The organism is Pelagicoccus albus, from assembly GCF_014230145.1.
GTDB classification, from domain to species: Bacteria; Verrucomicrobiota; Verrucomicrobiia; order Opitutales; family Opitutaceae; genus Pelagicoccus; species Pelagicoccus albus.
The window spans coordinates 1,128,391-1,153,501 of the sequence record NZ_JACHVC010000012.1 but is presented as its reverse complement, the minus strand read 5'-3'; the positions used below and the strand labels follow the sequence as shown (position 1 = coordinate 1,153,501).

19 protein-coding genes and 2 tRNA genes are annotated in these 25,111 nt (G+C 53.4%); 14 read left to right on the top strand and 7 right to left on the bottom strand.

Annotated features, from left to right (window positions below; all coding sequences use genetic code 11):
* Positions 1 to 92: 92 nt before the first annotated feature.
* Together H5P27_RS14575 and H5P27_RS14570 are read left to right on the top strand one after the other, a co-directional pair.
* Entirely contained in the window at positions 93 to 2,636 is a 2,544-nt protein-coding gene (locus tag H5P27_RS14575; protein WP_185661125.1) for a beta-glucosidase, read from the top strand.
* 35 nt (positions 2,637 to 2,671) lie between these two features.
* Entirely contained in the window at positions 2,672 to 4,027 is a 1,356-nt protein-coding gene (locus H5P27_RS14570) for a glycoside-pentoside-hexuronide (GPH):cation symporter (RefSeq protein ID WP_185661124.1), read from the top strand.
* 25 nt (positions 4,028 to 4,052) lie between these two features.
* Here H5P27_RS14570 and H5P27_RS14565 read toward each other — a convergent pair whose 3' ends face one another.
* The 3 genes from H5P27_RS14565 to H5P27_RS14555 all read right to left on the bottom strand — a co-directional run bounded on the left by H5P27_RS14565 (position 4,053) and on the right by H5P27_RS14555 (position 6,090).
* Positions 4,053 to 5,309 (bottom strand): hypothetical protein, encoded by a 1,257-nt coding sequence (locus H5P27_RS14565; RefSeq protein ID WP_185661123.1) that lies wholly within the window; start codon positions 5,307 to 5,309, stop codon positions 4,053 to 4,055.
* Positions 5,310 to 5,749: 440 nt separating this feature from the next.
* Positions 5,750 to 5,827: transfer RNA gene (locus H5P27_RS14560), tRNA-Glu, on the bottom strand.
* Positions 5,828 to 6,012: 185 nt separating this feature from the next.
* Positions 6,013 to 6,090: transfer RNA gene (locus H5P27_RS14555), tRNA-Glu, on the bottom strand.
* 183 nt (positions 6,091 to 6,273) lie between these two features.
* Between H5P27_RS14555 and H5P27_RS14550 the strand changes: the two genes are divergently transcribed.
* The 7 genes from H5P27_RS14550 (at position 6,274) to H5P27_RS14520 (ending at position 15,995) form a co-directional block, all read left to right on the top strand.
* Complete coding sequence (locus tag H5P27_RS14550; protein WP_185661122.1) at positions 6,274 to 8,076, top strand: hypothetical protein; 1,803 nt, start codon at positions 6,274 to 6,276, stop codon at positions 8,074 to 8,076.
* Positions 8,077 to 8,094: 18 nt separating this feature from the next.
* On the top strand, positions 8,095 to 10,203 hold the full coding sequence (locus H5P27_RS14545) for a GAP1-N2 domain-containing protein (RefSeq protein ID WP_339382597.1): 2,109 nt from the start codon (positions 8,095 to 8,097) through the stop codon (positions 10,201 to 10,203).
* Complete coding sequence (locus H5P27_RS14540; RefSeq protein ID WP_185661120.1) at positions 10,200 to 13,205, top strand: hypothetical protein; 3,006 nt, start codon at positions 10,200 to 10,202, stop codon at positions 13,203 to 13,205. The genes H5P27_RS14545 and H5P27_RS14540 overlap by 4 nt, the downstream gene beginning before the upstream one ends.
* Before the next feature lie 114 nt (positions 13,206 to 13,319).
* A complete protein-coding gene (locus tag H5P27_RS14535) occupies positions 13,320 to 13,916 on the top strand; it encodes a type IV pili methyl-accepting chemotaxis transducer N-terminal domain-containing protein (protein ID WP_185661119.1) in 597 nt (198 codons plus the stop codon).
* A gap of 91 nt (positions 13,917 to 14,007) precedes the next feature.
* Positions 14,008 to 14,934 (top strand): phosphoribosylaminoimidazolesuccinocarboxamide synthase, encoded by a 927-nt coding sequence (locus H5P27_RS14530; protein ID WP_185661118.1) that lies wholly within the window; start codon positions 14,008 to 14,010, stop codon positions 14,932 to 14,934.
* Between the two features lie 23 nt (positions 14,935 to 14,957).
* Positions 14,958 to 15,407, top strand: coding sequence for a DUF2127 domain-containing protein (locus tag H5P27_RS14525; protein ID WP_185661117.1), 450 nt, complete (start codon positions 14,958 to 14,960; stop codon positions 15,405 to 15,407).
* Positions 15,408 to 15,533: 126 nt separating this feature from the next.
* Positions 15,534 to 15,995, top strand: coding sequence for a c-type cytochrome (locus H5P27_RS14520; RefSeq protein ID WP_185661116.1), 462 nt, complete (start codon positions 15,534 to 15,536; stop codon positions 15,993 to 15,995).
* 24 nt (positions 15,996 to 16,019) lie between these two features.
* On the opposite strand, the gene H5P27_RS14515 is transcribed toward H5P27_RS14520, so the two are convergent.
* Entirely contained in the window at positions 16,020 to 16,307 is a 288-nt protein-coding gene (locus H5P27_RS14515) for a YecH family metal-binding protein (RefSeq protein WP_221774722.1), read from the bottom strand.
* 107 nt (positions 16,308 to 16,414) lie between these two features.
* Between H5P27_RS14515 and H5P27_RS14510 the strand changes: the two genes are divergently transcribed.
* Positions 16,415 to 16,855, top strand: coding sequence for an RrF2 family transcriptional regulator (locus tag H5P27_RS14510; protein WP_185661115.1), 441 nt, complete (start codon positions 16,415 to 16,417; stop codon positions 16,853 to 16,855).
* Between the two features lie 13 nt (positions 16,856 to 16,868).
* Here H5P27_RS14510 and H5P27_RS14505 read toward each other — a convergent pair whose 3' ends face one another.
* Positions 16,869 to 18,122 carry a glycoside hydrolase family 5 protein gene (locus H5P27_RS14505; protein WP_221774721.1) on the bottom strand — a complete coding sequence of 418 codons (1,254 nt, stop codon included), beginning with the start codon at positions 18,120 to 18,122 and terminating at the stop codon, positions 16,869 to 16,871.
* A gap of 79 nt (positions 18,123 to 18,201) precedes the next feature.
* Here H5P27_RS14505 and H5P27_RS14500 point away from each other — a divergent pair, with 79 nt between their 5' ends.
* From H5P27_RS14500 to H5P27_RS14485, 4 genes are all read left to right on the top strand, one after another.
* Positions 18,202 to 18,804 (top strand): low molecular weight phosphatase family protein, encoded by a 603-nt coding sequence (locus H5P27_RS14500; RefSeq protein ID WP_185661114.1) that lies wholly within the window; start codon positions 18,202 to 18,204, stop codon positions 18,802 to 18,804.
* Between the two features lie 170 nt (positions 18,805 to 18,974).
* Entirely contained in the window at positions 18,975 to 20,159 is a 1,185-nt protein-coding gene (locus H5P27_RS14495) for an efflux RND transporter periplasmic adaptor subunit (RefSeq protein ID WP_185661113.1), read from the top strand.
* Positions 20,156 to 22,111 carry a MacB family efflux pump subunit gene (locus tag H5P27_RS14490; RefSeq protein WP_185661112.1) on the top strand — a complete coding sequence of 652 codons (1,956 nt, stop codon included), beginning with the start codon at positions 20,156 to 20,158 and terminating at the stop codon, positions 22,109 to 22,111. Before H5P27_RS14495 ends, H5P27_RS14490 begins: the two co-directional genes overlap by 4 nt.
* A gap of 3 nt (positions 22,112 to 22,114) precedes the next feature.
* Entirely contained in the window at positions 22,115 to 23,506 is a 1,392-nt protein-coding gene (locus H5P27_RS14485; RefSeq protein ID WP_185661111.1) for an efflux transporter outer membrane subunit, read from the top strand.
* On the opposite strand, the gene H5P27_RS14480 is transcribed toward H5P27_RS14485, so the two are convergent.
* Together H5P27_RS14480 and H5P27_RS14475 are read right to left on the bottom strand one after the other, a co-directional pair.
* Entirely contained in the window at positions 23,507 to 23,833 is a 327-nt protein-coding gene (locus H5P27_RS14480) for a helix-turn-helix transcriptional regulator (RefSeq protein WP_185661110.1), read from the bottom strand.
* 142 nt (positions 23,834 to 23,975) lie between these two features.
* Positions 23,976 to 24,941 (bottom strand): sodium-dependent bicarbonate transport family permease, encoded by a 966-nt coding sequence (locus H5P27_RS14475; protein ID WP_185661109.1) that lies wholly within the window; start codon positions 24,939 to 24,941, stop codon positions 23,976 to 23,978.
* Positions 24,942 to 25,111 lie beyond the last annotated feature (170 nt).

The following is a 25,111-nucleotide window of genomic DNA, read 5'->3' as shown; positions in this document are numbered from 1 at the left end:
TCTACACCTAGAACAAAATCGCCTCTTCTCGGGCCTAGCAGGTTGTGCTGGCGCGAGGAGGGGCTTTCTTTAATCCCTCAAACAACACTCTCATGTTAAACAGACGCATCGATACCCTGATACCCCGAGCCCTATTACTAGCCTGCTCCTCCCTTAGCGCGCTCTCCGCTTACGCAGAAGACGAGCCCTGGAGAAACCCCGACACCCCTCCTAGCGAACGCGCCGAGCAGCTCCTAGCCGCCATGAGCCAAGAGGAGAAAATCGCCCTCGTCCTCGCCAGCGAGGACCACGAATACGCTGCACTTGAACATCTAGGGCTTCCTTTACTCAGACGCGTCGACGCCTCGGCAGGACTTCGTGGGGATACAGGAGTAACCGCCTTTCCCGCCCCCATTGCCTTAGGAGCGACTTTCAATCCCGAGCTCGGGAACGCTATGGGTGAGGCAATCGCCCAAGAAGCAAGACTCAAGGGCTGGAACGTCATACTCGGGCCTACCGTCGACTTGGCGCGAGATCCCCTCTTTGGACGTATCGCCGAGTCTTACGGGGAAGACCCTTTAATCTCCGGACAAATCGGGGCTAAAGTCGTAGAAGGGATGCAAAGTCAAGACGTCCTGACCATGGTCAAACACTTCAATGTCTACCATCAGGAAACAGATCGCCTGTTCGTCGATATACAAGTATCCGAAAGAGCCTTACGCGAGCTTTACCAGCTCCCCTTCGACCTCATGCTCGAAAACGATGCCCCCGCTTCGATTATGGGATCGTATCCCAAAATCAATGGCACCTTCGCTTGCGAAAACGAAGAGCTCATCTCCTCTCTCAAAGAAGACGATCGATTCACAGGATTTTTTGCCACAGACTACGCGGCCGGCGCTCAGCTTTCAATCGGCAGACCAGCCAATCTGGTCGAGCAATTCAATGCCGGGATAGATTCCTGGAGCCTCCAACCTTCATTCTACAAGCCTACTGACCCATTCACGGACGGCTCGATCCCAGAAGCCAGACTAGACGACGCTGCTAAACGCATATTGTCCCCTATATTCAAATACAACCTTTTCGACAACCCACTACCAAATCGCGTCGCAGCCAACGCCACAAACGACGAACACCAAGAGCTCGCCAAACAGATCGCGATCGAAGGCAGCGTGTTGCTTAAAAACAGTGACTCGACCCTTCCTCTCTCCCAACAAAAAAGCATCGCAGTGATAGGCCCCGCATCGACTGATATGATAACCGGCATCCAAGGTTCTTCATACGTAGATCCCGGACAGTTCACCACCGCTCTGAATGCGATCTCCAATTCAGTCTCAGAGCCATCCTTAGTTGTGCATGAGCAAGGCTCACTCGGAGACAGCCCTCTCCCCGTCATCGGGGTTCCAAGCTTTCCCTTTGTCGAACCGAACCCACTATCGACTCCATCCGGCGAACCTGGGTTGAAACTGGAGATCTTCGACAACCCAGAATTCGCAGGCAAACCTGTGTACACTCGAGTCGAAACCGAAATCAGACTCGAGCAAGCTCCCTTGGCCGACCTTCCGCGCGAATGGGCTGCTCGATGGACCGGTACTGTCACATCTCCCCAAGGCGGCCTCACTCGATTTAACGCGACCCTAAGCGGGACAGTTCGCTTAAAAATCGGAGATCAAACCATCATCTCCGGCTCACGGGCCGCAAAAGATTTCTTCGCTGGCCACGGGGGCCACTACCGCTATCCCATCGACGGCACCGCCTACCTAGAAGCCGGTCAACCCACTCCAATCTCGGTGGAATACACGACCTCAAAAGGACTCTGGGGGAATTCCATCTCTATTGGCTGGCAAGCAATGTCACTTATTCCCGCAGCCGTTGAAATCGCAAAATCCTCCGATGTCGCAGTCGTGTTCGTAAACCAAGTTAGCGGCGAGGAAATGGATCGCCTCAATCTCGAACTACCGGGAGACCAAAACCAACTGGTCCATGCAGTCGCTGCCGCAAACCCAAACACCATCGTAGTCGTCAACACACCGGGTGCCATCTCAATGCCGTGGATTGACGACGTTAAGGCAGTGCTTCACGTTTGGCAGCCAGGCGCAGCGGCAGGCACCGCTCTAGCGGACATCCTATTTGGTAAGGTCGATCCGGGTGGGCGCCTACCCATCACCTTCCCCCAAAGTCTCGAGCAAGGCCCAGCCCTCTATGACGGTGGCGGCTCGATCTCCTACGACGAGGGAGTCTTTATCGGCTACAGCTATTTCAAACAACACCAACAAAAACCTCTGTTCCCATTTGGCCATGGCCTATCGTATACTTCCTTTGAATACAGCGATCTAAAGATCACGAGTCATTCCAAAACGCCTTCCCTCACGCTAACGCTCACCAATACCGGCGAGCGTGCCGGCTCCACAGTTCCTCAGGTGTATGTGGATGAGAGAGAAGTTGACGGGATAGCGATTCCCTACCGACTCGCAGGGTTTAAAAAAGTCCACCTTGCAGCCGGCGAGTCCAAACAGGTAAGCATCGATCTAGAACCCAAAACGCTCTCCTACTGGGATAGTGATTCAAGCACATGGATTCTTCCAAAAGGTGACGTGACTCTAAGCGTGGGCGAATCCTCAGCAGAGATCGTCCTTTCTGGAGTACTCAACATACGCTGACCTTCAGAAACCAGAGCAGCGAAAACGCGGTAACAATGAATGTAGCATCCCCCAGCAAATGGACGCAGCGCGTCGGGTACGGTTCGGCAGACTTCGCCTGCAACCTAGTGTGGCAGATGATCACCCTGTATTTGATGTTCTTTTACACAGACGTCATGAACCTTTCACCCGCTCAAGTAGGAACACTCTTTCTCCTAACGCGTGTGATTGACGGGGTGACCGACGTCCTAATGGGGCTTTTAATCGATAAAACGGATACAAAATGGGGAAAATCCCGCCCCTACTTACTATTCGGTTCGATCCCATTCGGCGTTTTCGCTGTCCTGGCTTTCCACGTACCAGAAGCATCTCCAACTGGGATGCTTATCTACGCCTACATCACCTACATCGGCCTGTCGGCTTCCTACACTCTAGTTAATATACCTCTCACTTCGATTCTACCCAGCCTCACTGGCGACCCGCAGGAACGTACTGTTTTAGCCACTACACGAATCGTATTTTCCTTTGTCGGAGCCACAGTGGTCGGAGTCGCCGCGCAGCCGATGGTCCAGCGGTTTGGGGGCGAGGACTCAAGCAGTGGCTACCTGATAACCATGCTAATTTTCGCGATCGTCTCTGTCGCCTTGTTCGTCTTCACCTTCTCCACCGTTCGTGAGCGCGTGGAAGTCCACCAGAAAAAGTTATCCGCGAAGGACGCGTTTTCGGCAATCAAAGGAAACCACCCATGGATGATATTCGCTCTGAACATCGTTTTTATGTGGGGCTCCTATTTCTTCCAAATGGGAGCATTGATCTACTACTTCACCTACAACGTAGGTGATCCCCAGTTGGGAGCCATCATCGCAGGTATCGCGTCCTTCGTACCTATTGCTGGTACTTTCGTGACACCGACTCTCACCCACTTCATGATGAAACGAACGGTCTTCATGATTGGAAGCGGTGTGAACCTCGCCGGACTCTTTTTCCTGATAGCGGCCGGCGACCACCGAAACCTCATCATTGTAGCTGCAGTAGTGACTTGGCTTGGACACGGACTTCGCCAAGCGATCTACTTCTCGATGCAAGCAGATCCAGTCGACTATGGGGAATGGAAATCAGGCGTTAGCGCCGCTGGATTGCTGTCCTCAATAAATGGATTCATCGGCAAGCTTGCCATGGCAGGCTCTGGAGCGGTGGCAGCCTGGTTATTGACCTCCGCAAATTACGTGGCGAACCAGGACCAAACCTCAGAGGCTCTATTTGCCATCAAACTAAACTACCTGCTTATTCCAGCAGGTCTCGTAATTCTCTCCATAATTACGATGTGCTTCTATCGCTTGGACAAGATCTACCCCAAGATCCGGAGAGAGCTTGACGATCGGCATTCCAACTCGAGCGAGAAACCGGCATAAGCTCCCCGCTAACAAACCAAACCTATCACCTCTCGTAGAAGGTGATAAGCTTCCCTTGAGCGTCTCGGATCTCCAGAGTCTTGCCACGAACACGGTAGTTTCTCTGGAAGCGACCGCCGTCGTCCCACTGAATAGTTAGCACACCTCCAGAGACAGACCAACGTCCACGATCGACATTGCTATTAGTTCCGCTGGCGCTTCCTCCGTTGTAGACGCCAGATCCGTCTTGCGAAGCGACATTTACTGCCCCCTTGGCTCCCATGAAGACAATTCCGTCCTGGCGAAACAAATACGTGAAGCGGCTATTCACCATAATGCCTTCCACCGGAGTCGAAATAGACTCGCCAAACCAGTAGCCCAGCAGAGCGGAGTCAAGATTGCCCGCTAGCGGAGCTTGCGGCACATTAGGGGGAGTTGTTCCAGTGCTGGCTTGCGAACCACTTAGAAAGCTGGATGCGATCTGATCCATTACCGGCCGGCGTCGCTCGACAAGATCTTCACTGCCAACTGCAAAAAAGCTAACCGCGACTTTGTCACCGATTATTACATACACGCGAGCTCTCGAGGTTTGGCCTGTGAACGCATTCGTTGCGCCGTAAAGATAGATGGCCCCAGCGGTCCCTTCAGTCGTTTCAAACGACTCCGCATTGCCAATTCTTCGCGCTGTGTTGTCCATCTGCCACATCATGGAGTCGAGATATTGAGCCACACTCGGATCGTCGGGGGCCGTCTTTTGAGCCACCGCAGACCCTATCGCATAAATCATTTCCTGGCCCTGCTGCATGTCAGGAGGGGTCAATTGGAGAAAACTAGCGCCCTCCTGAACTCCCCAGTCTTTTGGGTGGCGAAAGGATACGCCGGAAGAATGGGTGAAAAGTTTCCAATCGCCGGGAGTCGCTTCAACGGCCTCCTCGGGCTTGGCTTCAGGAACCGATTCTTCCTTCTTGCGACCGAAGCCTTCGAGCAAAGATCGCTTTTCATCCTTTTCCAGTTCCACCACGAAACTGCCATCGGTGAGAAAGAAGGCCCCCTCTTCCTGATACATTTCCACCGTGGATGCTTCCCCTTGGATCTGCAGTTCCCCGACCAGAATAGCCCCTTCCGTCTCGAAAGCCAGCGTGCCCTTTAGCGAGCCCATCTCAATGGTGCCGCCATATCCATTTCCCTTCTCCTGCAGGACGATAGTAACGCCGTCGCTGTTGGAGAACCGGCCAACGAAATCGGCTGCAGTTAGAGTATGGGCGATTAGAAAAGCACCGAGAATCGAAATGAGTCGGAACATAAGAGCAAAGAGTTAGTTAGAATAACGGAGGTAACGAGGACGGCTACGTCAGCTACCGCTGACTAGCAGAATAGATTCCAGACGGAGAATGTATACAATCAAATCCTGAACCTAAAGTAGACCGCAGCCGAAGGTCGCCCATCTCCGCTCGCCGGCTCGCTCCGTCGAACCCCTCTTGCGGGATTCTCATCCCCGGACCCAAGCGAACCGTTCTCTCAGCAAAAAACCGCCACTCGCGAGAGTGACGGTTTTAAGAAAGTGGTACCCCGTAGGGGATTGGTTCGCTGCGCTCAGGGCTGCGCCCCGACCTAAAGGTCGCCCATCTCCGCTCGCCGGCTCGCTCCGTCGAACCCCTCTTCCGGGATTCTCATCCCCGGACCCAAGCGAACCGCTCCATCAACAAAAAACCGCCACTCGCGAGAGTGACGGTTTTAAGAAAGTGGTACCCCGTAGGGGATTCGAACCCCTGTCGCATGGATGAAAACCATGTGTCCTAGGCCGGGCTAGACGAACGGGGCGTTAGCACGAAGCGCGGACGGTAGGAGGGATCACTCTTTGCGCAAGCAGTTTTTTTCCTATTCGCCCCCCACACCCAAACCAGGGCTAATCTTTGAAGGGGTGCACCCCGCTATGAGCACGGAATCGAAGCACCTGTTCTGAATAACAAAAACCGCCACTCGCGAGAGTGACGGTTTTAAGAAAGTGGTACCCCGTAGGGGATTCGAACCCCTGTCGCATGGATGAAAACCATGTGTCCTAGGCCGGGCTAGACGAACGGGGCGTTTAGCACGAAGTCGCACAAGGTAGAAATGCGCCTTATGCGTGCAAGGCTTTTTTTCAGAAAAATCGCATCTCACTCTGGCTTAAGGCTTTTTAGACCCAAATCAGCTCACCCTCGCTCTTGCCATCAGCTGGATAGAGCTCAAACTACTCCCACTTGGTCAACCTCCCACTTCCGCCCCAAATGGGTTTTCTCGACTTCTTCCGTCCAAAAATCCGGCTCGCCATCGGCGATTGCTCCGCACGTTCGCTATCGAAAACTGATAGTTTCCCCGTCAATCTTAGCGGCCAAACCGTGGAGGGACAAAAGAAGGCGCTTTGCGCTATTCACCACATGTCGGGGGAATTTTCGCTGGAGGCCTTGGATCCAACCAAGCCCATCCGCTTGGACGGAGAAACCGTAACTCGCGAAACAAGACTCCAAATAGAGCGGAACTACGGTCTCTGCATCGACCAACACCTGCTCGTCTTGCGGCTAACCCGAAAGCCGGACCGAATCGGCGATGGCTTCAAAGAGGGCAATTGGGATGTCGCCCCCATGCAAAGTCCCGAAGATCGAGAATCGGTCCCCAAAGCCCAACTGGACAGCGACTACCTGAAATCGCATTTCACACCCTTTGAGAATTTCTTGGCCTTCCCGACTTATGGCGACGTACGTTTCCTACTAGAAGACCTCGCCAGCAGCCTTGATCCGGCCCTGGAAACTTCCATACGCCCACCCGAATCAAAGGCTCAGTCGAAGCCGCCCCTTGCACCTTCCGCTCCTCAGACAGGTGATCGCCCTTGCCCCTATTGCTGGAAGCCGTTTTCCCAGGGCGATGCCTTAAACATCGCCGTTCACGAATCTCTGACCGGCGACCCGATTTTGGGCTCACATATAAAGCTCCGTTTCGAGGCGGAACGCTTTAATCATCTCGGACAAGCCCTAGACTCGGAGGGCGTGGCCTCTGTGGATCTAGCCTGCCCCCACTGCAGAGGTCGCCTTCCGCCATCCTTTTTTGCTCAACCCCAACACATCCTCTCATTGGTGGGAGCTCCTAGTTCGGGAAAATCCTATTACCTCTCGGTATTGCTGAAACAGTTGCCAGGAGAGTTGATCCAAAGCTTTTCCGCAAACTTGCAGGACGGAGACCCCTCCGGAAACGCTCAGCTGAACGAGATGAAAAATCGGCTCTTTTCTGCGACCACTCCCGAAGATGCCTTCATTTCAAAGACTGACTTCGAAGGAGTCATGTACGAACGCCTCTATCGAGACGGAAAGCTCGTTCCCCTACCGCGCCCGTTCGTCTACTATTTGCAGCGACTCGATGCCCCCGAGACGCGAGCCTCTCTCGTCTTTTACGACAACGCAGGAGAGCACTTCAAACCGGGGATCGCCCTGGAAGATTCGCCCGGAGCGTTGCACGTCGCCTCCTCATCAGGCCTCCTCTTCCTATTCGACCCTTCTAGCTCTCCCGCTTTTCGCAAACAGCTTCGAAGGAAGCGCGATCCCCAACTGCGAACCCAAGTCTCCGACGAGCAAGACACCATCCTCTCCGAGCTGGGAGTGAGGGTGAAGAAAATGAGAGCGTTGGAGAGCTTCGAGAAGGTGGATACCCCTTTGGCCATCATCGTTGGAAAACTGGACCTTTGGCAAAACTTGCTGCCTGAAGGGAGCCTCCACATCCCAGAGGATCGTCCGCTCAACCAGAAGGAAATCGACGAGAATTCGCATCAAGTTCGCAGCTTGCTCGCTCGTCTTTGCCCTACCATCACCGCAAACGCGGAATCCATCTCCAGCAAAGTTCGCTACTTCCCCGTATCTTCGCTGGGACATTCCCCTCGGGAGATTTCAAGTGGCCCTTTGGCTGGACGGCTTGCCCCCAACCCAAAACGACTCAATCCCATCTTAGCCACGACCCCAGCACTCTGGATTCTTTCGCAGCAAGACCCGTCCCCGATCTCATATCCCGCAGCCCCAGAGCCCGCTTTGCCTCCCGGCGAATGACCTGAACCTTCTCCCGCCATAATAGATTCCCTCCAGTATATTCATACCAGCGCCAAGCGCGGACTAGAGCCCGGCAAATCGGGATTTTGCTGCGTGGCCAGAGATCGCGATCTGCCGCCCGACCTAATATCTGAGCTGGAGAGCCAAAGCCGTTACACCCAAGACTCCGAAGGAGGATCGCCCCTAATTCTCAGGCATCGAATCGTCACGCTTCGCTCGGGGACTTATCATATTCTCAGCAGGATCCACGAGTCTGGCGCTGACTACTCGAAGAGGAACAACCACCTCTCTCACCACCTCGCTTTTCGAGCAGAGGATGCGATCGGACTGCCAAACCCTGCCGCCATCCTCCTAAACTGGCGGGGGTGGCGGAAATCCTGGGACGAACCTCCGCGCATTCTCGAAGCATTCGAGAAATTCGACCTACAGGACTTGGAATCCTCCTGGGCCGCTCCTCAGCACCCTCGCCCCATTGAGGCAGCCGCAGATGCAGCCGGAGCATTTACCAAAGTCTACAACCTCTCGCTATCGGAGGAGCGTCCTCTGGTCGATCACCTAAGACGCACCATAAACAGCTTCCCGGCGGACCAGAGATGGAGCTACTCATTCACGAGCTGCCTGCTTCCGACCGATCAGCCACAGGACTACGTCTGGTGCGGTCGCATGAGCAAGCTGCCCTTGCCATACGAGGTCGATACCACTTCCCGCCACATCCTAAAACCTTCCAAGAGCTCAACCCCTGCGACTCCGGTCGCCGATAAACCAGAGCCCATCGCCACACCTAGCGCGGAAGCCAAATCCGCACCGGCTTCCGCCATGCTGAAAAAGGCTCCAACGGTGGAAATCCCAGAGGAATTCGACCACAAGCGTGTGAAACGGCCTCGTCGGCCGATCGGCCAAAAGGAGGTCTCGCGAAGCATAAACATCGCAATCGTCGGGGGCGGACTTGTTTGCATCATCCTCGTGCTGTTTTTCGTGAAATCGCAAAAAGGGAGTTCGGTTGCCAAAACCCGCCACGCCGAAACCACCACCCACGTCGAATCCCTGCAAGATCGACTGGAGGCATGGCAAAGCTTCGCGGAGGCTGGATACCCAATTGAGGGCCTACCAGACGCCCGCGAAACGGCCGCATTCTTAGCCAAAGTCGGAGAAGACCACCCCACTTATGTCATACAGTTTCTTGATTCGCTGCTGGTGAAAGATTCAGCCGAGTTCGACAAGGGAGTGGCGGTGCCCCGACGCATGATAAAGTTCAACGGATCCGAGGTCACTCTACCGATCGTTCAGACTGACTATCCTGAACTAAGAAGGCTCGCCTTTCTCCCCAATTCCCTCGCCACAGAAATCGACCTCTGGAGCGGGCAAGGCTTGCTCAGCCCTGTGTCCGCCATGCCGAACACATCCTTCTCCATCGAGAGCTTTCAAGGCTCCCTACAGGCCTTCGCTTTGAACGCCGACTCCGATTACCAAAGACTGGCGGATGAAACCCTCCAAGTCCTGAGAGATTACGACGAAAAGCGCCTCAGCATCGTAGAGAATAAACGCTTCGAAGAGGTTCTGGAGTTGTACCGCGTATTCGATCAGCCCGATCTCCGCTCTTACCTGCCTTTCGACGAAAGCGGTCTTTTGCTCCTCGACCAGCAGCCAAGTTTAGCCGACTACCTCAAAGACCTAATTAGCAAACACCTTGCTCGCTACTCCGACCCGAAACTGGATCCGGACGCCTTTCTCGCCGCCTACGCCCACTTGGGAGGCAACACCCCGGAAAGCCCGCTAGAGGTGGCGACCGCCCTCTACCAAGCGATGGGAAAACTCCAGCCAACGTCGCGGACTGCCGCCAGTCATTGGAAAAACATACGTATCCGCTGGCAGTACGCATTCATCCGCAGCGATCTGATGGAGCAAACGATCCTCGGCTACACCTTAGAGGGACTCGAACGAGAAAAAGCCGCCCTAACGTCTCTGAGGCAACAATTTACCAAGGATCAGTTCCAACTGCATGTGGAAAGCCGGAACCGTATCCAAAGGATCGCGGAACTAACCGAGCAATCCCACTACGCCGTCTCGGAAAAGGATTGGATTGTCATCAGCAAGCAATCCCCCAACTTTCGCTCTGACCTGCCATGAATCCAACCGCCTTTCCCGAAGCCAACCGACTAACCTACCGTATCCGAGCCGCGTTGACTGGCGAATCGACCGGGCAAGAAACAGCCAAATTAGCTTGGCAAATGGCGGAGGCGGTTGACCGGGCCAACACTGGTCTGAATCGTGCGCTCGAGGCGCTCACAACGGGCAGCCTTCTAGATTGTCTGATCATCGATGCAGAGTTCCCTAAGCTTCTGGAAACCGCTAACGCCCTCAACCACCCCTACGCGGAAGACTGGCAAAAAAGCTGCGAGCTACACCACTGGAGAATCGCCGCGCCGCTCGATACCGGAAGCGCGTCCAAAATCCAGAAAGCAATCGAGGAACAAGGGGATCTGAAAGCTTGGCTGTTGAAACAATACCGCAGCACCGCTCGCTCCAAAACCCAGAAGTTCAGAGCCTACCAGATCATCGGCCTCATCGCGCAACGCTTCCCCGAGGACGAAAACGCTCAAGAGGAATTAGCCGCCAGACGCCAGCAGTTGATCGAACAAGCGAACGCGGAAGTTCAGGACTCCCTGTCCCAGCTCATACCAGCTAAAGCTCCCAAAGAGATCGTCAAAGAGTACCTGCTGTTAGGACTGCCTCTCAAAAAATCAAAGGACCCAGCCGTCAAGAAAGCAGCCAAAGAACTGCGGGCCGAGCAAGTCAAAGAGCTTTCCGAACAAACCCTTTCGGCAGTGAAGCTAGCTGCAGAAGCTGACGAATCCTCAGACTGGCAAAAAGCAGAAGAGTCGTATCTGAAATGCGAATACTCGCTCTCGATTTATGAAGCTCGCGGCGCCATCCCGACCGAAGATCGCTCCGCTCTCGACACCGTTGGAACCCAACTGGCCCGCATCCGAAATCAGTTCGAAACGCAGATCGCTATTCGCACCGCTATCTACCAAGTACACAACGGACTGGAAGCGGATTCCAAACCGGTAAAACTGGCAAATCGAGTCGAGAAGCTCAAATCCCTGGAAAGCCAGGCTATGAAAACCGGAGTTCGCCTCCCGCAAGACCTTCAGGAGGAGATGAAGGTAGCCTACGCTTTCGCCAACAGGCGAAGATTGCCCTTCTACGGGAGCTTGGCAGCGATCCTCATCATTTGCGGCGTAGCCACCTATCTTTTTATAGAGCAAAATAAACAGAGAAAGATTGAAGCCGCCCTGCAGGCCGAAGCTTTGGCTGCGCTGCAAAAGTCCGAAGAAAATGCGACCGTGGACCAAACGCGGCAAGCATTGGAAGAGTGGCAGGGAGAAATCGACAAAGCCGAGCAAGAGTCCTCGCTACTTGAGAAAGCGAGCGTTCTGGAAACATGGCTGGCCGATCAAACGGAGATGGAAACTCAGTACCAGGAGTCCGTCGCCGAATTCTCCAGATTGATAGCCGAAGGAGACCCCTTCGCCAACGAGGGGATTGTCACCAGCAAAGCAAGCGAGATCCAATCCATGCGGGACTCTTTGGCCTCCGATTTGGGTACCGAATCAGACCAGCAATTCGAGACCGCTTTGACTTTGTTCCAAGAACGCAAAGACCAAGTGGTCGATGGCCTGAAGAAGGACCTTTCAAAGGTCGAGCGGGAGCTTCGTATCGCGACTAACAACGCGACCCAAGCCACGAACCGAGCCGAATTCGAGCGCTTACAGGCAGCTGCGGAAAAGCGGGCTCAATTGCTCGAAGCCAAGCTGCAGGACCGAAGAATAGCGGATCAACGCTCCGTGCTGTCCCCGTTTCTTAAGAGCGTCAACCAACAGCTTTCCGATATCGAAACGAAGTGGGAAGCCTTGGACAACGCTTGGATACAACTCGCGAAGCTAAAGGAGCTAAAACCCTACTTGGCCCAAATGGAGCGTATCCATAGCTTTGATATACTGGCAGCGGACAAGAAGACAGCTCTCTCTCAAACGTTGCGCCTCAAAGAGGCTTTCGCCAATCTAGACAGTGCCAAAGCCGTTTTTCCCAATACCGAGGCGGAGGAAGCCTTCAAGAACGATACCCCCTACCTGACCACGCAACCGGAGCTCTCGGATATCGAAAAGACCTATCTAGAACGACTGCAAAACCTGGATAAATTCAAGAACGTCTACCAATCCCAAGTCCAATATTTCGAGGGCACCACCGAATCGCATAACGAATACCGGATCTATCTCCACGAACCGGTCTCCAAGTCAGACTCGGAGGAGACTGATTCCAACGTAACCTTTTCCTTCAAAGTCCGCGGCTTCAACGAAATGGGACGAGCCGAGCCTGAAGCTCGCGAAGTACAGTTCATTAGCCGTGAAGACGGCTCCTTCTGGGGCTTCTTCTACAAGCCATCTACCTTGTCTCCGGAATCTCAATACTACAACGGTTCCATTTCCAACACGCTTTCGATCCTTCTGGCAGGAGCCGATCGTACCACCGTCGTGAAGCAGCTCGAAGATTTGGAAAAACAAGAGGAGCTTTCCCCTGCATTTCGAATCTATTGGCAGCAAGAGCTGCTCGGCTTCATGGAGCTTCAGCCTTGGAAATGGGGATTGGCTCTCAGCCCTACCCTTCAAAAGCGCAACTCCCAGCTAAAAGTTCTAACCAAGGGCCATAAGGATCCAAATCTGTGGCTGTCCACGATCGAGCAGACCGTCCCTTCTCCCGAATTCAAAACCTTCTTGAGCGAATCGCTTGGAACAACACCTCTGAAAGAGATACGCGCCCTGGCAGATCTCTATGAAAAGACTTCCCAAGGCGGCTACGAGCTAGCCGGCTTTGCATTGGAAGATGGCGAGATGGACCTTTTCCGCAGATCGGATCGAAAGACCTCACTTTGGAGCGTGAATTCGCTAACTGGAACCATCGATCGCATCGGCTCAGACATGCAGCTCACTGCGTACGCTCCCATTCTTCGCTTTTCCTTCGCCGACGGATCAGACCCATCGGAGATTCTAAAGAAAGCCAGCTCCGCATCAGGATTAAAACTTGGTCAGGCTCCGTTTTCGAATCTACTACCCGAAGTTTACCAATAACCACGTAAGCCCTCAAGAGACCCAGATTCTCCACACAAATTTGGACTTTCGCGGGGCGCGTAAGGGAGACGGCACGCACGTTGCTGGAATAACGGACTCTCCTCCGCCTAACTCATGCCTAATTCAGTCCTCCCCTCTCAGTCAGAACCTCTCTCCACACGCCTAAAATCACTCATAGCCGAGATCGAACGCTCCGCCAAAATGGCCCACCTCGTTTCACGCAACGCGGACGGCATCGCTAGCGAGAACAAGAGCAGCACCCGCAACGCCTTCGCCTTCGAGACCGTTGCCTCGCAAATGAAGACCATTAGCGAAGACGCCCTCAGTCGCATATCCGTATTACGAGAGATTCTGAGCGAAATGGACTCGCTTACCTCCACTATCAATTTGGCGGGGAGACAGAGAATGCTTTCGCAACGGATGATGAAGCTGGTTTTGACGCAGCGATTCGAAGAAATCGACTCCCCGGATCTGGATGAAGAAATAAGGGAGACGAAACTGCTCTTTGATAAAAGCATGGAGGAGCTCATCAACAACCCCCTCAATACCCCTTCGATCAAGAATAAGCTACTGCTTACTCAAGGCGTATGGCAGTGCTTTTTGGGCAGCCTCAACCGAAAGGATTACAAATCCGCGGCCGAGGAAAACGAGTCCGTGCTTAAGGAAATGAACGAGGCAGTCCAACTCTACAAATCGCTCGTCCACCCTTAGAGCGAGATGTGGTATTCAAGCGTTTGGGTACCACCCCGCAATCGCTAAACAAAAGCCTTCCCTCCGTAAATCGCCACGCTACAGTCGCCGCATGATTTCCGGCGAAGACTTAAAAGCCGCGCTTCCCAGCGCCCCAGTACGTGATTTGATCGAAGAGATCAATGCCCCTAAAATCGCCTCCGGTAAAGTGCGCGAAATTTATGACTTGGAAGACTCGGTGCTGCTCGTTGCAACGGACCGCATTTCCGCCTTCGACGTCGTTTTGCCGGGAGGGATACCGGGCCGCGGTTTGATCCTCACTCAACTAAGCCACTTTTGGTTTCAACAAACCAAACACATCGCCCCGAACCATATCATCCCCAACGAAGCAGAGATCCTGAAGGACGAATTAAAGCTCTCGTCCGATTCGCAACTTCGCTCCATGGCAGTCCGTAAGCTCAAGCCACTCGAGATCGAGTGCGTTGTTCGCGGTTACATAGCCGGATCTGGTTGGGCTTCATACCAAGCGGATAAAACCGTTTGCGGCATCAAGCTGCCCGAAGGGCTACAACTCGCGTCAAAGTTGCCGGAGCCAATTTTTACTCCCACTACCAAAGCAAGCGAGGGACACGATATGCCAGTCACCCCAGAGGAAGCCGCCGAAATCGTCGGACAGGATGTCTTCGACAAAGTCAAAGCGATCAGCCTGGAGCTTTACGCATTCGGAAGCCAGCTAGCCGCCAAAGCAGGTATCATCCTCGCTGACACGAAGTTTGAATTCGGAACGGATGAAAACGGAGAAATCTTCCTGATCGACGAAGTACTCACGCCAGACTCCTCGCGGTACTGGGATGCCGCCGAATACAAGGTCGGCAGCAGTCCAGCGAGCTTCGACAAGCAGATCATCCGAGACTATCTCGAATCTTTGAGCGACTGGAATAAGTGCCCTCCGGGACCAGAACTCCCGCCCGAAATCGTAGCAAAGGCCCAGTCTCGTTATCTGGAAGTCTACAGCAAGCTGGTTGGGGCAGTAGACTGAGCATCGATTCACAAGCTTCCCCGATGACCGACCGCCCGACGCCCAAAGGACTGAAGGCGGTCGCCCTAGTCGAACTGGCCAAGGGAGTGCTGGCTCTGTTGGCAGCGGTTTGGTTCCTGTACACTCTGGGAGATAACTGGGCGGAGGGACTAAGCTATCTAAATACACGTTTCGCCCCTTCTATCGAATTGCCGGAAAGACTATTCGATCTGGCTCAAAGTTTCGATCGGGACCGCCAAGTCCTAGCCATTAGCGGACTCACCACCTACTCGGTATTACATATCGTGGAGGGAATTGGCCTATGGAAATCGAAGCTCTGGGCGGAGTGGCTCGGGACTATTTCTGGTGGAGTCTACATTCCATTCGAAATAATCGAACTGGTAAATCATCCCAGTTGGCTCACCGCTGCGATCCTAAGCCTAAATGTGAGTATCGTGATTTACCTCATTTTCGCTATAAAATCGAAAATGTAGGCTTCAAAATTTAGAATATTCTAATATAATATTCTGCACTACCGAATCCCCGTATCATAAGCTTAGCTATTTGGGATCATCCGGATAGGAAACCAAACAGCGAAACTGTATCCAACCACTCCGCAAATGAAAACTACCCTAGCTACGATCCTTGTCCTATCATCATTCTCAACAGTCTCGCATGCAGGTGAGAAGGAGGCGCTGATCGCCACAGGGAAAACTAAATTCGAGCAGGTTTGTATCGCGTGCCACAAATACGAGAGGACGGAGCAAATGATCGCCCCACCGGCCTTCGCCATCCAAACCCACTATGCTCAACAGTTTGGAGAGAATGAAGCAGCGTTTCGCAAAGCGATAGTAGACTGGGCTAAGCATCCAGACGCGGACAAAACGCTAATGCCCGGCGCTATAACAAAATTCAATCTCATGCCACCTCTTCCACTTCCCGATGAGGATCTCGATGCCATCGCGGCCTACATCTTCAGCACCGAGTTTACCGAAAAGTGCGACATGAAGGGCATGGAGGGCATGCAAAACGGCATGGGAAAAAAGGCCGGTCAACGCATGAAAGCCGGCAATGCGAACTGATCGTTTAGCAAAGCTTAGTAACTGCTAGTGGTCGCAGCGACTGCCGGGTGAGTACACAAACGCTTCGGTGGTTCCAGAGAATTTTCCCTTTTCCCACAGGTGGTCTACGATCACCTTGCAATCCATTCCCTGAGCGGAACAGGTATTGAAGGTCGATTCTTCCCCGAAGGTCTCCGCGATTTCCTTGGAGAGCGACTCGTTCGAGTAGGTTTTCCCCGAACTTTCCATCATATCGAGGATTTCGTGGGCGTGGATGTCTGGTTTTTGCAGATTGGAGAATTGGCTCATGCCGCATTCTAATGACCATTTCATTACCTAATTTCAATAATTAAATACCTTCTTCTCTTGATTTAGACCTAAAATATGCAATCGTACCGTCCACTCTCCTCGAATTCCCCAAATACCCGAAAGGTACCAAAATGCTCAAATACGGAAAAGCGTCCCAAAACGCCATTATGGCGCTCACCTACTTGGCAGAAGGTTTCGACTACGGCGCTACCCGATTCAACTCCCGAGACATTGCGCAACACCGCAATCTTCCACAGCCCATAGTGGCGAAACTGCTGGTCACGCTCTCTCAAGCCGGTCTAGTAGACGGCGCTCCGGGGCCCAAAGGTGGGTACTGGCTGGCCAAACCTCCGTCCGAGATTAGCTTGTTAGATATCGTATCCCACTTCGAAAAGATTGGGGAGCGAGTGGCTTGCCCATTCGGAGTTGATAGGTGCAACGAAAATTCGCCCTGCACCTTTCACCGTAAACTTGAGGAACTAGATCAACAGCTAGTCGGATTTCTGAAGGAGAATAAGCTGAGCATGTTCACACAAGAGCTTCGAACCCCGAGAAGTACCCTAGCAACCTGATCCCTAGGACGCTTCAGTCTACCTTCCAATAGTGATTCCCAGCTCGGGACCCAACTTCCAAAGCCTTCAGAAGGCTTTCGTGAGCGACTGAGTTCGAGTCTCGGTCGAAGAGCCCAAAACCGTTGTCTCCCGTATTTCCACAATCCCAGTAGAAGGGCAACAAACCATTTTCCAGAGCGTTCTCGGTCACGAAATCCAAATAATGAGCCACAGAAGCGAGATGCAGTTCCAGATCCTCGCCCTCTAAATGTAGGCGGTGAATGGCACCGAACTCGCCAAGGATCACTGGTATTCCGCGATCTGCAAACTGCTCCTTCATCAAACCGAGCAAACGGAGGGCTTCTTCCTCTTCGCCAAACTTCGAGTTATGCTTAGCATCCGTTTCGGAATGGAACTCTTTACCCCAATAATAGAAAGGCTTTCCCCAATCTGCTTCCTCGATCAAGCCCGCAAAGTTATAGGGAGTGTAATAGTGGACCTCAGCCATAAGCCTATCCTCGACTGTATCCTTCGGCCACGACCGCATGAGCTCGTAGGTCTTGGCGATATCCGTGACTGGACCCTGTACAACAAGCACCCGGTAAGCATTTTTGCCGCCGGTGGATCGAACCGTATCCACAAAAGTCTGATGATAGGACATCAAAACCTCCATTTGCTCCGCTGTTTCCACATGGGGCTCGTTGGCGCTGGCAAAGATGAGGCGTTGGTCAAAGTCCCTCAGATGCGTTGCGATCTGCTCCCAAAATGCTCGTTGCTTCTGGTTGTTCGCAACTTTGCTCTCTGGATTGATGTTGTTTTCTAGCCAACCGCCGTCCCAGTGTATGTTCACAATGGTTCTCATGTCGTTTTCAATACAGATTTCGACGACTTCCTTAACGCGATCCATCCATGCGTCATCTATTTTCGCTGTTTCCTGGTCCGCATACTGATTCCATGAAACAGGCAGGCGAATCGCGTCGAAACCGCGACTCTTCACGAGCTTTATCAATTCCTCCGATACCATCGGATTTCCCCAATTCGTCTCTCCACCTATCGCCTCTAGTGTATTTCCCACATTCCACCCCAAGGTGATGGTACTCGCCAGTTCCTGAGCGTTTGCTTCCATCCCCTTCGAGTCGGGATTTTGCGGGCTGGTATTGTAGCTTGGATACATTGATTCCGTTTCAGCAACCCGAACGCTGGAAGAAGAATCCGCTCCATTTAGAGAGCTTAGTGAAGCGACTGGAATTAGAGCTAAGATGCTGAAAATTAGATTTTTTAAACTCATAAGAAATATACTATCTCAAAGGTGTCCGCATAGAGATGCCACAGCCGAAGCCTAAGCAAATTCGACATCCTTCATACTAATGATCTGGTGGAAAATTGTCTTCCTATTTGGAAGTCTCTGCCGATACCTTGTAACCAGCGTTGTCATTTGCTACACCGCTAGATTTCGCTATCCTCCAAATATTCGTTTCCATCCAGTTCTCTTCATGGAGCATCTTCCCAAAATTCTGTTCGTCTGCACCTATCGCGGCGGGAGAAGCCAAATTGCAAACGCCTACGCAGAAAAACACGGGGAAGGTATAGTCGATGCCTCCTGCGCTTGCTTCGATCCCGATACGATCAACCAAGATTTCGTAGACCTCATTTCAAGCTTCGGGATACAAATTGATAGGAAATCTCCCAAATCTGTTTTCGACCCCAATATTCGGAAAAGCGAATACCACTCAGTGATCTGCATGTGCAGTTCCGTTGGGACCGAGATGTGCTCCCTTTTTCGGACCAACATCGACCGGATTTTTCCCAACGCTCCAAATCGAATCCATTGGGATATATTAGATTTCGCGGCCTGCAAAGACGCCCCCGAGGGCTTTCGGGAATGCGCCAAAGGCAATTGTCAGACGATCGAAAATAAAGTGGTCGAGCTGATTGAGAGCATAAAGAGCGAACTCGCAGCAGGCTCTTGAGCCTCCAGGGTGGCCGGTCCGCCCACCAAAATAAGGGCTCTCCAAAAACGGTCACTCTGCCCGCATTACGGGTCATTATGACAATTTGGTAATGTTTCCTCCACGATAACTCAATGTTCGTGGGGTTAAATGGCTAGCATCGGATTTTATCTTCAACGCACCCATCGGCCATGAAACGAAACAAAAGAAAAGGAAGCGCTCGCATCTGGATAATCACGCTCGCAGCCGTCCTCGCTGCCGGAGCCGCCTTCATTTGGCTAAATTCCAGCGGAGCATCACCGGACAAACAGGCGACCGGCATCAAACCTCAAGTTGCCACCATCGAAAAACTTGTCACCGCCCAAGGAACTCTCGAACCCAAAGATTATGTGGACGTCGGAGCGCAAATCTCCGGCCAGCTCACCCACCTCTACATCGATATCGGCGACCGAGTTGAAAAAGGTCAGCTTATCGCGGAAATCGACGGCGAACTCTACGAAACACAGGTGGCCGCCAATCGAGCCAATCTGAAAGTGCTTCAAGCGGAACGCGATGAGCTGAACGCAGAACTAAAGCAGACCGAAGCCATCGTTGAACGTAATAGAACGCTCATCAAACGTAGAGCAGTGAGCCAAGAGGAGCTGGAGGAAACAGAAACCTCTCTCGCCGTCGCCAAGGCTCGTATCCAGTCCTTGGAGGCACAGATCGAGCAAGCGGAATCCACGCTTGAGGGAAATCTCACCAATTTGAGCTATACAAAAATCTACGCTCCCATGACGGGCACCGTAGTAGATAAGTCGGTACGCGAAGGTGAAACCCTAAACGCCAACCAAACGACACCTACCATCGTTCAGATCGCGGATTTGGATCTCATGACAGTGCGGGCGGAAGTCGCCGAAGCGGACGTACCTCTGCTCAGTCCAAACCAGCCAGTGTATTTCACCACCTTGGGTTCCCAAGGTCGCCGCTGGCAAGCTGAGGTCAGACAGATTCTGCCAACTCCTGAAATCACCAACGACGTTGTTCTCTATCACGTCCTCGTCGATGTAGACAACACGGACGGTTCCCTCATGACCGGCATGACCACCCAAATGTTCTTTGTCCTCGGCAAGGCTGAAAACGTCGAAACCATCCCCGTCACACTACTTACAAACCGCACGCCACAGCAGGACGACGAACGTGGCACGGCTTACCAAGTTACCGTGCTAGGAAGCGCCGGTCCAGAGCCTCGCACCATTTACGTGGGCTTGTCTGATCGGAGAAACGCTGAGCTTCGCGACGGCCTGAAGGCAGGCGAATCCATCCTAAGCTCAGGCCCATCCGGACCCGTTGCCAGCAACCAAACTCAACGCCAAGGCCCACCACCAAGACTATGAGCCAAGCACCCCTTATTCGCATCGACAACGTTTCGCGCCATTACGAGAGCGGCGATACGGTCGTCAAAGCACTGGATGAAGTTTCCTTGGAAATCAAAAAGGGCGAGTTCATTGCCATCATGGGCCAATCCGGCTCTGGGAAATCGACTTTGATGAACATCCTTGGATGTCTCGATTGGCCCACCTCCGGAAGCTATCAGATCAAAGGACGAGAAGTATCCACTTTGTCACGCGACGAGCTGGCGGAGCTTCGCCGAGTCACCTTTGGATTTATCTTCCAGCGGTACAACTTGCTGGCCGCATCCACTGCGGAAGAAAACGTGGGCATCCCCGCCCTCTACGCGGGCTTGCCTCGGGACGACCGAAAGACACGAGCCCTCGATCTCTTGCAAAGACTGGGCATGGGCGAACGTTCAGGCCATCAGCCAAACCAGCTTTCCGGCGGACAACAACAACGCGTCGCCATCGCTCGCGCTCTGATGAACGACCCGCCAGTCGTCTTGGCAGACGAGCCGACCGGAGCCCTCGACAGCCAAAGCGGCGAGGAAGTTATCGGCCTGCTCAAGCAGCTCAACGAAGAAGGCCGTACTGTAATTCTCATTACACACGACGAAGAGGTGGCTTCCCACGCGAAGCGTATTGTCCGTATCCGCGACGGTAAGATCGAAGAGGATACAGGAAACCAGAGTTTTAAGGAGGGAAAAGCAAACCTAGCGGAAGACGAAGATGGGCTGAGCAATCGGAAGTCGTCTTCCCACTGGCTATCGGGGAGCGCCGAGGCGGTCTCCACCGCTCTGAGGGCTCTGCGCTCAAACTTGATGCGCACAGCCCTCACCCTCCTGGGAATTGTTATCGGGGTGGCCTCCGTCATCACCATGCTGGCCATCGGCAACGGCAGTAAACAAGCCGTCGTAGACCAGATCAGCAGCATGGGCACCAACCTCATATCCGTGCGACCCGGAGCTCCAGGCATGCGGCCTTCCGGAGACATTGCCACTATGACTTTAGCCGACGCCGAGGAACTGGAAGAGCTGTCTCACGTCGACGCCATCGTTCCGGAAAGAAGCGGCCAAGCCACACTTCGCTTCGGAAACGCGGACTACCAAACCAGCATCACCGGAGTAAGCGATGCCTTTCCGGACGCACGTAGCTGGGGCATCGCCAAGGGCGCCTTTTTCACCGATTACGACGTATCCACTTACGCCCCGGTTATTGTCTTGGGCAAAACGGTGGAAGACGCTTTGTTTCCAAATGGAGAGGAATCGTTGGGGCAATACATCCTCGTCGGATCCATCCCCTTCCAGGTCATTGGAGTCATGGAATCTAAAGGGGCCGCACCGTGGGGTGGAGACCAGGACAATACTGCTTGGATCCCGGTCACAACTGGACTGACACGGCTCTTCGGGTCGAACTACTTGAATAGCATCACAGTCAAAATCGACGACGTAGTCAACGTTGACGCGGTCGAAGAAACCTTAACCAGCACCCTAACCGCCTTGCACGGAAAGCAGGACTTCCAAGTAAGAAACACAGCTTCCTTCCTCGAGATGATGAGCGAAACACAAGGCACGCTTACCGTTCTACTGGGAGCCATCGCAGCTATTTCACTCCTCGTCGGCGGTATTGGCGTAATGAATATCATGCTGGTGAGCGTTACGGAAAGAACCCGCGAAATCGGTATCCGTATGGCTACCGGAGCCCGCATGGCAGACATCATGTTGCAGTTCAATCTGGAGTCGGCAGTAGTTTGCACCATTGGCGGAGCCATAGGGGTTGGCGTCGGTTTCCTATCCGGCTGGGGTCTCCAGTTTTTGGATATGAATATCCTTTTCTCGCCCGGACCTGTGATCCTCGCCTTCACCTGCGCCGTCGCCACCGGTTGGCTCTTCGGATTTCTGCCAGCCCGAAAAGCCGCCAACCTAGATCCAGTCGTAGCCCTCAGCTTCGAATAGACCATGAAACCATCTTTTATATTTTTCCCGATCGCTGCCTCCGCATTATTTCTCGCGGGTTGCGAAACAACATCCAGTCACCAAAGCCAGCTGGCTTCTTTCGAATCGGAGCTGGGCGAACAGAGCTATTCGATCTCCTCTGACTCCTCCCAGTCTGCAGATGCCCTCGATTGGTGGAAGAGCTTCAGTAGCGAAGAGTTGAATACGCTCATGGACGAGGCCCTTGCCTACAACCACGAGTTGCAAGCGGGCGTCGAACGCATTGCCCAAGCTCGAGCTGAGTTGGCTGCCAGCAAGTCCACCCTGTGGCCTTCTCTATCCGCCAGCGGCAGCGCCTCTCGCCAACGCCAAAGCGTAGACGGTTCAGGCTCCTCTTATTCAAGCTCGATCGGAGCGGGTATAGGACTCGACTACACCGTGGATATTTGGGGTTCGGAAAAAGCGAGCCGACAGATAAGCGAAATCGGATTGCTTACCCAAACCCTCACCGAGGAATCGCTTCGTCTCACCATCATGGGAGAAGTAGCCAACGGATATTTCGCCACCCTCGCCTACAGAGACCGCCTGGCCAACTCAGACCAAACGCTGGAGATCCTCAAGGAAACCCTCGACATACTCGAAGCCCGCATGGAAGCAGGCCGCGTTTCCGAGCTTGAAGTCGCCCAGCAACGCTCCGCCGTCGCTACGGCCGAAGCCTCGCGGGCCAGTCTGGCCACTAATTTGCAAACCAGCATGAACGCACTGGCTACTCTCCTGGGTCGCTATCCAGGGGAGTTGGAAATCGATCACACCGATCTTTCCGGCATCGAACTTCCTAGCATCGCCTTCGGGCAACCTTCGGAGCTTCTCGAACGTCGCCCTGATCTCGCCGCATCCGAGCAACGCCTCATCGCAGCGGGAGCGAGTGTCGAAATAGCCAAAGCGGCTCGCCTTCCCTCGCTCAACCTGGGAGCCGACAGTTCTTTGTCCCGAGCAGGATTTGATTCTCCCACCCAAACTGCCTTGTCCTTGGCAGCCGGCATCACCGCGCCGCTCTTCCAAGGCGGACGCTTAAAAGCCAATCAACAATTGGCCGAAGCCCAACAACGTGAATTGCTGGAGACCTATTATCAGGAAGTACTGGAAGCTTTCCGCGAAGTCGAAGACGCCCTCGCCTCCGTGCAAGGCTTGGAAACACGAGAATCCGCCCTTCGGCGGGCTTGGGAAGAGGCTCAAACCTCATTCGACCTCTCGAACGACTTGTTCGAATCGGGACGCATCGACTTCCAAACCTTGCTCGACGCCCAACGCTCCTACTTGAGCGCTCAGGATACTTTCCTCGCTGTCCAATACGATCGGCTCGCAGCAGCGGTAGAGCTGTACCGCACGCTCGGTGGCGGTTGGCAATCCAGCTGATTAACGCCCCGAAAGAACGAGCTCAAGCAGGTCGCCTACGGTGCGATGGGATTCGATTGGGTGCCTAAGGTTCGCTTTTGTATCCACCGTGTAGGAATTTCGGCGGCCTTTCTTTATCCGCGTAACGATCCCAGCAACTTCCAACTCGGCCACCATCTTCTGAACCGCACGCTCGGTAATACCTACTCGTTCCGCCACCTCTCGCAGAGTCATGTCCTCGTCATCATAAAGACAAACGAGCACATGTGTGTGGTTGGAAAAAAACGTCCACGAACGGGAGATCGCGTCTCTCTGGGAAGGAGTCGGTGAGGTTTCTTTCGCAGCCATAAGGAAATGAGAGTACGAGAGTAATTTCGTGCATAATATTTCCTGTTTCAAGCATCACTTTGAAAAGCCGTCAGGGACAAACCCTGACGGCTCTTGACTCCTCCCAACAAAAATACCCTCGGGCTCTGGGAAAATGAACGTCCTAGTAAAGCACGCCGCTCAACATGTAGAGGAGCGGGATCCCTGCTATCAGATTGAAGGGAAAGGTGATGCCCAGCGAAGCGGTCACATAGAGCCCGGGATTAGCCTCGGGCAACGCAGCCCTGACCGCCGCAGGCGCGGCGATGTAAGATGCGCTAGCAGAAAGGATCGCAAAAACGACCGCACCTCCTTGCGACATGCCAATACTCCACGCGAGCAGCATACCGCAGCACCCTTGTAAAACCGGAGCGACCAAGGCAAAAACCACCAGCGATTTTCCCACTTCCTTGAGAGCGCTCAAGCGGCTCGCCGCAACTTGCCCCATCTCGAGCAAAAAGATCATCAGCACACCATAGAACGGGGAAATCAGAAACGGCTTCATCAACTCACGGCTTTCAACACCCGCTAGCCCGCCAGCCAAAAGGCCGCAGATAAGCAGAACGAAACTCTTTCCGGAGAGCACCTCAGCCATCGACTCTCCGAGCCCGACCTTTGGGCCCGCCCCGAAACGTTTAGCCAACAGCATCGCTGCAAAAATCGCCGGGATTTCCATCACAGCCATGATCGCTGGCAAGAAGCTCTCGTAAGGAGTCCCCTGACGATCAAGGAACGCCGAGCACGCCATGAAAGTCACCGCGGAAACGGAGCCGTAGTGAGCAGCCATCGCCGCCGAATTCGCTACGTCCAAGCGCAAAAACCACTTTATCCCAAAGAAGACGCAAACCGGAATCAGGGCGCCAATCAGCAGCGTCGCCAACAGAGGAGCAGCGAGCGCGGACAACTGTGTGTCAGCAATCGCTGCCCCACCCTTAAAACCAATCGCTAGCAACAGATAGATGGTAAGCGTTTGATAGATCTGATCCGGAATCTTGAGGTCGCTGCGGATCCAAATCGAAACCGCACCTGCCGCAAAAGCCAAGATAGGTGGCGAAGTTAAATTTCCTGCCAAAATAGTCAGTGAGTTCATAACAGCGCACCGAGAAATACGCTGGGACTTTTTTAGCAAGCTCTATTTACGAATGTTTTTTCATGTTTTTTATTTCATGACTATATTTTCGCAATCGATCTAAACAGAAACAAGCTCGGGCAAAGTTGATTCAGTCGCTTGACTCCCATCGCCTAAACGCCGATTTAGAA